This is a genomic window from Bacteroides sp. D55t1_190419_B8, from assembly GCF_015558905.1.
In the GTDB taxonomy this organism is placed as follows: Bacteria; Bacteroidota; Bacteroidia; order Bacteroidales; family Bacteroidaceae; genus Bacteroides; species Bacteroides vicugnae.
This window is the reverse complement of record NZ_JADMOU010000056.1, coordinates 1-3,442: the sequence shown is the minus strand read 5'-3', so window position 1 is coordinate 3,442 and position 3,442 is coordinate 1. Positions and strand designations below refer to the sequence as shown.

Here is a 3,442-nt window from a genome sequence, read left to right as displayed (position 1 = left end):
ACTAGTCCTATAGCTCAGTTGGTTAGAGCGCTACACTGATAATGTAGAGGTCGGCAGTTCAACTCTGCCTGGGACTACCAAGCTCAAGAACGAGTGAATGCCGCGTAAGCGGAATGCTGTAATTCTTGATAACCTCTTGGGGGATTAGCTCAGCTGGCTAGAGCATCTGCCTTGCACGCAGAGGGTCAACGGTTCGAATCCGTTATTCTCCACCATCTCTGAAAAAGAGAAACGATCTTTGACATGATGTACAAAAAGTAAAATTTTAGTAAGAGCTAAAAGTATATATCAAACCGTACGTGTTCGAGTATGCAATATTGATAGAAGGAAGCAATTCCAATACCAATACCAGTACGAGAATAAAACGTTTGAAAGAAAGTAAGCAAGGGCGCATGGCGGATGCCTTGGCTCTCGGAGGCGATGAAGGACGTGATAAGCTGCGATAAGCTTCGGGCAGGTGCAAATAACCTTTGATCCGAAGATTTCCGAATGGGACAACCCGGCATTCTGAAGGAATGTCATCCATCCTAGATGGAAGCTAACGCAGGGAACTGAAACATCTTAGTACCTGTAGGAAAAGAAAATAATAATGATTCCCCTAGTAGTGGCGAGCGAACGGGGATTAGCCCAAACCAATGTTGTTACGGCAATATTGGGGTTGTAGGACCACGACATCGCAAGACATTTCATGAGTAGAACCCTTTGGAAAATGGGACCATAGACGGTGATAGTCCGGTATACGAAGTGAAACGAAGCGTAGTGGTATCCTGAGTAGCGCGGGACACGAGAAATCTTGCGTGAATCTGCCGGGACCATCCGGTAAGGCTAAATACTCCCGAGAGACCGATAGCGAACCAGTACTGTGAAGGAAAGGTGAAAAGCACTTCGAATAGAAGAGTGAAATAGTCCCTGAAACCGTGCGCCTACAAGCGGTCGGAGCTGCGTAAGCAGTGACGGCGTGCCTTTTGCATAATGAACCTACGAGTTACTTTTTCCGGCAAGGTTAAGTGTCTCAAGACATGAAGCCGAAGCGAAAGCGAGTCTGAACAGGGCGATTAGTCGGAAGGAGTAGACGCGAAACCAAGTGATCTACCCTTGGTCAGGTTGAAGGTTAGGTAACACTAACTGGAGGACCGAACCGATAAGCGTTGAAAAGCTTCCGGATGAACTGAGGGTGGGGGTGAAAGGCTAATCAAACTTGGAGATAGCTCGTACTCCCCGAAATGCATTTAGGTGCAGCCTTGGGAATTACTACTGTGAGGTAGAGCGACTGATAAGATGCGAGGGCTTCACCGCCTATCAAGTCTTGATAAACTCCGAATGCGCAGTAGTTCGATCCCAGGAGTGAGGGCATGGGTGCTAAGGTCCATGTCCTAAAGGAGAAGAATCCAGACCATCAGCTAAGGTCCCGAAATAATTGCTAAGTTGAACTAACGAAGTCAGATTGCTAAGACAGCTAGGATGTTGGCTTGGAAGCAGCCATTCATTTAAAGAGTGCGTAACAGCTCACTAGTCGAGGAGTTTGGCGTGGATAATAATCGGGCATCAAGCAATTTACCGAAGCTATGGGATCAGTAATGATCGGTAGGGGAGCATTCCACTCAGCGTCGAAGGTGAAGCGTGAGCTTTGCTGGAGCGTGTGGAAAAGCAAATGTAGGTATAAGTAACGATAAAGGGGGTGAGAAACCCCCTCGCCGAAAGACTAAGGTTTCCTGATCAACGCTAATCGGATCAGGGTTAGTCGGGTCCTAAGGCTCAGCCGAACGGTGAGGCCGATGGCAGAACAGGTTAATATTCCTGTACTACCTTTAAGAGTGACGTGGAGACGGAGGAGTGATAGCGCCGCGGACTGACGGAATAGTCCGTTGAAGGGTGTAGATGTTGATTATCCCAGGCAAATCCAGGATAAGAGTCGAACCTGATAGTATACCGCGTTCTTCGGAACAAGGTAATAGTGCGTGTAAACATACTCCCAAGAAAATCCGCTAAACTTAATCTTTAAGGTACCCGTACCGCAAACGGACACACGTAGTCGGGTTGAATATACTAAGGCGCTTGAGTGATTCACGGTTAAGGAACTAGGCAAATTGACCCTGTAACTTCGGGATAAAGGGTCCCAACGAGAGTTGGGCGCAGAGAATAGGTCCAGGCAACTGTTTAACAAAAACACAGGGCTGTGCTAAATTGAAAGATAACGTATACAGCCTGACACCTGCCCGGTGCTGGAAGGTTAAGAGGAGATGTCATCGCAAGAGAAGCATTGAATTGAAGCCCCAGTAAACGGCGGCCGTAACTATAACGGTCCTAAGGTAGCGAAATTCCTTGTCGGGTAAGTTCCGACCTGCACGAATGGTGTAATGATCTGGACACTGTCTCAACCGTGAGCTCAGTGAAATTGTAGTATCGGTGAAGATGCCGATTACCCGCGATGGGACGAAAAGACCCCGTGAACCTTTACTATAGCTTAACATTGAATTTGGGTAATTGATGTGTAGGATAGGCCGGAGACTTTGAAGCAGGTACGCCAGTATTTGTGGAGTCGCTGTTGAAATACGGCCCTTTGATTATTTGAGTTCTAACTCGCTGATGCGAGGACACTGTTTGGTGGGTAGTTTGACTGGGGTGGTCGCCTCCAAAAGTGTAACGGAGGCTTCTAAAGGTGCCCTCAGGACGATTGGTAACCGTCCGTAGAGTGTAATGGCATAAGGGCGCTTGACTGGGAGACAGACAAGTCGATCAGGTAGGAAACTAGAGCATAGTGATCCGGTGTTTCCGTATGGAAGGGACATCGCTCAAAGGATAAAAGGTACTCCGGGGATAACAGGCTGATCCCTCCCAAGAGCTCATATCGACGGAGGGGTTTGGCACCTCGATGTCGGCTCGTCACATCCTGGGGCTGGAGAAGGTCCCAAGGGTTGGGCTGTTCGCCCATTAAAGTGGCACGCGAGCTGGGTTCAGAACGTCGTGAGACAGTTCGGTCTCTATCTATCGTGGGCGTATGAAATTTGCGTGGCTCTGACACTAGTACGAGAGGACCGTGTTGGACTGACCGCTGGTTTACCAGTTGTGCCGCCAGGTGCATTGCTGGGTATCTAAGTCGGGATTGGATAAGTGCTGAAAGCATCTAAGTACGAAGCCAGCCACAAGATTAGATTTCTTAGGGTCGTCAAAGACGATGACGTTGATAGGATGCAGGTGTAAAGGTGGTAACATCAAAGCCGAGCATTACTAATTGCCCGTTCACTTTCTTTCGGACATGTACCGGTTGGGTATATACGTTTAGCTTGCTAGACACTGAATTTTTACTTTTCATCATGTCATAACCTTATTCAGGTGGTTATAGCACGAGGGTTCCACCTCTTCCCATTCCGAACAGAGAAGTTAAGCCTCGTCACGCCGATGGTACTGCGTAACAGTGGGAGAGTAGGTAGCCGCCGTTTTT

The 3,442-nt window shown here is 48.2% G+C and carries 2 tRNA genes and 2 rRNA genes; all 4 read left to right on the top strand.

Features of this window, described 5'->3' with window-relative positions:
- The first annotated feature begins 3 nt into the window (after positions 1–3).
- The 4 genes from I2I13_RS24190 (at position 4) to rrf (ending at position 3,440) form a co-directional block, all read left to right on the top strand.
- Positions 4–80 (top strand) — tRNA-Ile (locus tag I2I13_RS24190).
- A gap of 58 nt (positions 81–138) precedes the next feature.
- A tRNA-Ala gene (locus I2I13_RS24185) sits at positions 139–215 on the top strand.
- Positions 216–372: 157 nt separating this feature from the next.
- Positions 373–3,252, top strand: a 23S ribosomal RNA gene (locus I2I13_RS24180).
- A gap of 77 nt (positions 3,253–3,329) precedes the next feature.
- A 5S ribosomal RNA gene (gene rrf, locus I2I13_RS24175) occupies positions 3,330–3,440 on the top strand.
- The last annotated feature ends 2 nt before the right edge of the window (positions 3,441–3,442 follow it).